Source organism: Paenibacillus xylanivorans (assembly GCF_001280595.1).
Lineage (GTDB): Bacteria > Bacillota > Bacilli > Paenibacillales > Paenibacillaceae > Paenibacillus > Paenibacillus xylanivorans.
Genome location: NZ_LITU01000060.1, coordinates 192,632 through 198,912 on the forward strand (window position 1 = coordinate 192,632; position 6,281 = coordinate 198,912).

Genomic DNA, 6,281 nt, shown 5'->3' on the forward strand with positions numbered 1-6,281 from the left:
CCCGGCATTCGCCGGACAATCAGTATACGCCGAGTCGTGAATACAAGAACGTTATCCGAAAGACTCACAAATACTATTAATTAAGATAGAGGTGTATGTATGTTTTTTTTACAGATGTCAGGATTCCCTGGTTCAGGAAAGTCGACATTAGCAAGACAGATTAGCCAAACAACTGGGGCTGTCATTGTTGATCATGACATTTCTAAAACAGCAATCTTAAAATCGCTATCATCACAAGGATACACGATGGAAGGTAAAGTAATAGGACAACTGTCCTATGATGTAGATTGGTCGTTGGTGGATTATTATTTATCGAATGGACATAGCGTGATCATGGATAGTCCTTGTTTGTACAGCAATTTATTAGAAACTGGGCTTGAATTAGCGAGAAAACACAAAAAGAAATATAAGTATGTGGAATGTTATGTCGAAGACATTGAATTAATTCGAAATCGATTAAAAAATCGAGAAAGACTTTTGAGTCAAATCGAAGCACCATCATCAGAAGAAGGTTTTTATAGAGCTTTAATAAACAGTAAAAAACCAGAAGAAGAGAATTATATAGTGGTAGATTCATCGAAACCAATCGCAGAATACTTGTCAAAAGTCCTAGAATACATAAACGAATGAAAACAAAAGTAAAGACGATGAAAGCAGAATCAAGAAGGCAAGTCCATTGGATAACACAGTATCTACGTCGCCCTCGGAAATGTCTGGGCTGGAAAACCGCTCACGAATCTCTCACAGAGGAACTGTCGCACTTGGTTTGACAATCTATCACATAAAAACGGTAGGTGAAATTAATGCAAATAAGATAAATATGGATAATATTTACAATTTAATTCAGTTCGAGGAAACAAAACAACTGGTGGCGTATGCAGGATCTGTAAGTATCAAAAACCCGACATAAATTGCGGGTTTTTGATACTTTATTGTTGGGAGATGAAAGGCGCTACCCAGTAAATTCCTGGACCCATGTGTTGTTATAATAAGCAATACCGATATGAGTATAACTATTATTCAGTATATTTGCTTTGTGGCCAGGGCTATTCATCCACTCCTTCATAACCTGGGTAGGGGTGGTTTGCCCTTTTGCGATGTTTTCTCCAGCGGTATTATAGGTGATCCCGAATTCCTTCATCATATCGAAGGGGGATCCATGTGTTGGCGAATTATGATCAAAGTAACTGTGGTTGTACATGTCCTGTGCCTTGACCATAGCCACATTTGACAATTCTTCATTCCTACTCAAGGAACTTAATCCTGTTTTGGCCCTTTCTTGATTGACTAGATCCAGAACCTGCTGCTCAAAATCGGTTTTATCCGTAGTATTTTTTTTACCTTCCTGTACTTGTCCTGCTGGCTCCTTATTTTCAGGATTTCCTGCAGGTGCCTGGTTTACTGGGTTTCCATCCGGTGTTCGAACCAGATCCAACAAATCCAATGGAATTCCATTTTGGGCTTCTTTTGTTGTAATAGATCTCTCTTGCCAAGATGTAGCTGTTGAAGATGCCTGTGTGAGGACAGAGTTTGGTGCAGCAGCATGATCATGAATTGAAATTTGTTTTTGCTCAGGAGTCACTTGTTTTTGCATCATATTGTTATGGGACGAACAGCCTGCCACCAATAATAATATTGTTAAAACGAAAAACTTTGCCATTTGCCAACCTCCTAGATCCGTTAGTTAATGAAGTTCCCGGATTTATGTTTTCCTGTATGCCATTTACTTATTCCTAATATGGTTCTCTTCTTATCCAGTACTTTATTATGATCGATACCATTTAGATAGCCTTGTCTTTTTTTGTGTCTCGAGGAAAGCAAAGCGTGTTGCGAATGGTTTTGGATAAAGAAGGCCATATCGGGTCATAAATGCATCACGGGATGAATGTTATCTATTTCAATGGGATTCCTGATGATTGGAGTATTTCGATGGATAATTGGGAGAATCTATTCAAACTAATTTCACTTATTCATTATTGCCGCGAGATACAGTGTACTTTTCGAAGTCATGCTTAACTAAACGCCCCCGTTGGCGGTATAGACTATTTTATAGAATATAAACCATATGCTGCATCATATAAAACAAACTGAAAGCGAGTATTTGATAATTCGATGAAGTCATAAACTGCGTTTAACACAGTATTCAAGCTGTAGGGCTATCGCCCCTTGATTGACAGATGTATAATCATGGAAGAAATCTCAGTCAACAAACGCGCCAGCCTAAGATAAGAGCTATCTAAGGCCGGGGCGTTTCGTGAATACGGGTACGTTAGGTGAAATCGCGAAGAGAAAGGAAGAAACTTTATGGAAAAGCATGTTAAAGAGCTTTTTACTTGGGAAGTGCTTAATAAGGCGGCACAAAAGTTTAATATTAATCAATCAAGTCTTAAAGATTTAGAAGGATTCCAAAACTTTGTTTATTTTGGGAAGTCAAATGAAACAAGTGTTGTCCTCCGGGTTACACACAAATCACATCGAACTGAAGAAGAGATTTTATCTGAAATTGATTTTATTAATTACTTGTCTAATAATAATGTATCTGTTTCAAATGCTATAATCTCTATTAATGGAAAATTTGTAGAGCAAATAAATAATGGGGAATTTTATGCAACTTCTTTTGAATTTTCTAGTGGAAGAAAGGCTAAAATCGCTGAAGAAAGCAATTTGTTCTATCAAAGAGTCGGTAATTATACAGGAAGAACACATAAACTTTCAAAGAAGTTAAATCTAACACATGATTTAAACAGAAAACAATGGTATGAAAAAGAGTTACTAATCAATGTGAAAAAGTATTTACCTGCGGAACTTTCTTATGTAATTGACAAATACGAAATTCTAAAAAAAGAGCTCAGCCGGCTTCCAAAGAATACTGATTCGTATGGAATCATCCATGGAGATTTAAATCATGGAAATTATTTGAACGTAGACGATGATGTAGTATTTATTGATTTTGATGAAGCCGAATACAGTTGGTTTGTTAGTGATATTGCTATTCCTTTATTCTATGAAATTCCGATCCCCTGGGTAGTAGATGGAAAACGAAGGTTAGAGATAACCAAGAGGTATTATTATAATTTCATGGATGGGTATGTAAAAGAAAATACAATTGATAATGCATGGTTAAAATTAATACCTGATTTTATTAGTCTTAGACAGTTTGGAGTAGTTTCAGCGATTTATAGAAGTTATAATTTTAATAATTATAGCAACTGGAGTGATTGGGATAAAGAAGCATTGAAATTTTATTTGAATAATATCGAGAATGATATCCCTTATATTGAAATGGATTTTTGTAGGTAATTCAATGCGGCATCGCCTAACATTATATTCATGCTGAGGGGCTCACGCCCCTTGGTCGTCCCGATGTATAATCATAGGAGATAACTCGGACGACACACGAGCCGACCTAAGATAAGAGCTATCTAAGGTGGGCTCGCTTCGTGAATACAGGAACGTTAGTAGAATGCTTAATTAAATTATAAAGATTAGATAAACTATTTAAGGACGGGGATTTCAATGAGTAGCTTATTACTAACCTCTTGTGGTTTTTATACTGAAGATATTAAAAATCAATTTCTGGATTTTATTGATAGAGATATTTCTCAATTAAAGGTCTCTATTATTACAACAGGATCCCCTATGAAAGAAAATAATAGATATGCACAAAGGGCAATGCAAGATTTCAAGGACATGGGGTTTAAGCATATTAATTTTGTAGATATAGAATTTGATGACCCGCAAATTCTCATACATAGAGATGTTATATATATCAATGGTGGAAATCCATTTACATTATTGTATTACGCTAAGAAAAGTGGTGCTGATGAAATTATTAAAACACTGGCCGCACAGAATATAATTATAGTTGGAGTAAGTGCTGGAGCGTTATTACTGGGGCCAAATATTAACATTGTCGATTTCTTTACCCCACAGATGAACACAATGGATTTAACGGATTTTAAGGCATTAGGTGTAACCGACAAGCTTATTTTTCCTCACTATGATAGAGAGGATGTATTTAAAGATAGTACTAATAAAACAATTGAAGAGAGAATAGTAGAATTTGAATCCAATGAGAACTGTAAGGTGACAAGGCTTAAAGATGAAGAATATATCTCAATCTTAATGAACCAAGCACATTGAAAGTCGTAAATTCATTGAAAGTAGCTCGAAGAAGCCCCTGACATTTGCTAACAACGTATTCACGCTGCCTCTTGGTCTGCCAGAGGAATTTCGAGGAAGTAGTATCCAGCAGATAACTCCTGCGAGGCTAAGTCTTCGACCCAGTCGCTCCTTTAAGCCTCTCGGGTTCGTGAATACAACAACGTTAGCCAAAAGAAGTTCTTAGTTTAGGAGGAGTCTATATGATATTAGAAAAAGTTATAAATAGAATTGTAATACAAAGTGAATATAAGGATTTTGTTGATAAGTATATAAATACTATACTTACCGAATTTAAAGGTAAGATTCATAGCATTTATATGTGTGGCTCGATTCCAAAAGGAACTGCTAAACCTTTTAAATCAGATGCAGACTTTACTATTGTATGTGTAAATCCCAAAGATATTGATTACGAAAGATTGTCAAATATTAAAGGCAGGCTTTTGGATGAATATCCAATATTAACTAAAATTGATACGATAATTTGCTCGATTGACGATGTATTAAGCAAACCACATGAGTGGGGTTTTTGGGTTAAGATCATTTGTGTTTGCGTATATGGTCATGACGTTGGTGAAAAAGTACCACCGATAATTATTTCTCCAGAGTTCATTTTAGACTTAAATACAGAGACCAAGGAGGAAGTAGATCGTGTACATAGAGGTTTACTTTCTAATGCTAGTGATAACTCATTGAAAACTAGATATATTAAAGGTTACTCTAAGAGATTAATTCGTGCATTATACTCTTTGGTTTTAGAAGATACAGGTGTATGGCAAGATGACATTATTATGATGAAGAATGCCATATTAACCTATTGTGAGATTGACTCCGCTTTAGTTGATTATCTGTATGCTTGTTACTTGGATAGTAATGTACTTGTTGAAGAGTTTCTGGGAATTTCTGGTGAAGTATATAGCTATTTTGAGAACGCCTTGAATGCAATGGGTGCTTCCAGAAATTCCTCCAACTAACACCATATTACGCTCCGGGTCACTCCGAGAAGCGAGTGACCACATCCAGCCCCCTAAGCCCCGTCGGGACGCTGCATTAGATGTGGTAGCCTCACAACTATAAGCAGCGATCTAAGGGGCCAGGACGTTGTCAATACAAAACGTTATCTGAGATAAACCTATTACATTTTAGGAGCAAATAATGAATATCACTTTCTCGAAATGGGTGCAGTATTATCGAAGAAATAATCAAAACCTCAAATATATTCATTGGGATGACAACTATAAATTAACAACTAATGAAAGAGAAATAATCATTAAGTCAATTCAACAGTTTCAATTAGGAGAAAACTCTGAAGGTAAACATCTAATTAAACGTGCGCAAGAATATGTACACCAGACACAAGATCAGGATTACTATGAAGCACTTATAGAATTCATTAAAGAAGAACAGAGGCACGCAAGAGATCTAGGCAGATTTATGAAGGTACAGGGAATCCCACTCCTTCGTAGACATTGGGTGGACAATGTATTTAGAAGATTACGTCGATATGCGAGTCTAGAACAATCAGTCATTGTTCTATTAACTGCTGAGATCATTGCTAAGTTGTACTATAAAGCCTTGCAAAAATCTACAAAGTCAGAAGTATTAATAGATTTATGTAATCAAATTTTAAGTGATGAGGAGAAACATGTTCAGTTTCAATCCGAAACACTTCATAAATTTGCTCAAAATAGAAGCGTTCTCTTTAACAGAATAGTTAATATCCTTCGTAGAATCCTTTTTGAAGGAACGCTAATTATAGTGTGGTATCAACATAAGCCTGTATTTAAAGCTGGGGGATATAAACTCAAAAGTTATTACTACGAATGCCGTCATGAGTTTAACTTAACAAAGAAGATTATAGCTAATTCGCAGTAGAGGTTTACGTCAGATAACATTATATCCAAGCTTCGGGTCCTGACGCTCCCTCGGTCAGCCCGAAGGGAATTGGCAGGGAAGTGGAATCAGGCGGACACATCCGCACCGATTAACCGCATCGCGGCCGCCCCTAACGTGGCTTAAGTCGGTGGGACGTCGTGGATACAGTAACGTTATATGTAATAGCCGCAAAGAAATAATAAAAAAAATTTAATTCCTTTGGAGGTAAGTCGAGATGGAGAGCA

The 6,281-nt window shown here is 36.4% G+C and carries 6 protein-coding genes; 5 read left to right on the top strand and 1 reads right to left on the bottom strand.

All coding sequences use genetic code 11. The features are described 5' to 3' along the window. Positions 1-99: 99 nt before the first annotated feature. Positions 100-630: an AAA family ATPase gene (locus tag AMS66_RS16265; RefSeq protein WP_053781792.1), complete on the top strand. Its 531-nt coding sequence runs from the start codon at positions 100-102 to the stop codon at positions 628-630. A 322-nt stretch (positions 631-952) separates the two neighbouring features. On the opposite strand, the gene AMS66_RS16275 is transcribed toward AMS66_RS16265, so the two are convergent. Further along, positions 953-1,660 (bottom strand): CAP domain-containing protein, encoded by a 708-nt coding sequence (locus AMS66_RS16275; RefSeq protein WP_053781794.1) that lies wholly within the window; start codon positions 1,658-1,660, stop codon positions 953-955. Between the two features lie 644 nt (positions 1,661-2,304). On the opposite strand from AMS66_RS16275, the gene AMS66_RS16280 reads away from it, so the two are divergent. The 4 genes from AMS66_RS16280 (at position 2,305) to AMS66_RS16295 (ending at position 6,036) form a co-directional block, all read left to right on the top strand. Continuing rightward, complete coding sequence (locus tag AMS66_RS16280) at positions 2,305-3,300, top strand: phosphotransferase enzyme family protein (protein WP_053781795.1); 996 nt, start codon at positions 2,305-2,307, stop codon at positions 3,298-3,300. A 216-nt stretch (positions 3,301-3,516) separates the two neighbouring features. Next, entirely contained in the window at positions 3,517-4,143 is a 627-nt protein-coding gene (locus AMS66_RS16285; RefSeq protein ID WP_053781796.1) for a Type 1 glutamine amidotransferase-like domain-containing protein, read from the top strand. 221 nt (positions 4,144-4,364) lie between these two features. Continuing rightward, complete coding sequence (locus AMS66_RS16290) at positions 4,365-5,135, top strand: nucleotidyltransferase domain-containing protein (RefSeq protein WP_053781797.1); 771 nt, start codon at positions 4,365-4,367, stop codon at positions 5,133-5,135. 181 nt (positions 5,136-5,316) lie between these two features. Continuing rightward, positions 5,317-6,036, top strand: a complete 720-nt coding sequence (locus AMS66_RS16295) for a ferritin-like domain-containing protein (RefSeq protein ID WP_053781798.1) — start codon at positions 5,317-5,319, stop codon at positions 6,034-6,036. Positions 6,037-6,281 lie beyond the last annotated feature (245 nt).

Bases quoted from the DNA above. Each gene is read 5' to 3' on its own strand.
- AMS66_RS16290 (WP_053781797.1), top strand. From the start codon at position 4,365: ATGATATTAGAAAAAGTTATAAATAGAATTGTAATACAAAGTGAATAT.
- AMS66_RS16275 (WP_053781794.1), bottom strand. From the start codon at position 1,660: ATGGCAAAGTTTTTCGTTTTAACAATATTATTATTGGTGGCAGGCTGT.
- AMS66_RS16280 (WP_053781795.1), top strand. From the start codon at position 2,305: ATGGAAAAGCATGTTAAAGAGCTTTTTACTTGGGAAGTGCTTAATAAG.
- AMS66_RS16295 (WP_053781798.1), top strand. From the start codon at position 5,317: ATGAATATCACTTTCTCGAAATGGGTGCAGTATTATCGAAGAAATAAT.
- AMS66_RS16265 (WP_053781792.1), top strand. From the start codon at position 100: ATGTTTTTTTTACAGATGTCAGGATTCCCTGGTTCAGGAAAGTCGACA.
- AMS66_RS16285 (WP_053781796.1), top strand. From the start codon at position 3,517: ATGAGTAGCTTATTACTAACCTCTTGTGGTTTTTATACTGAAGATATT.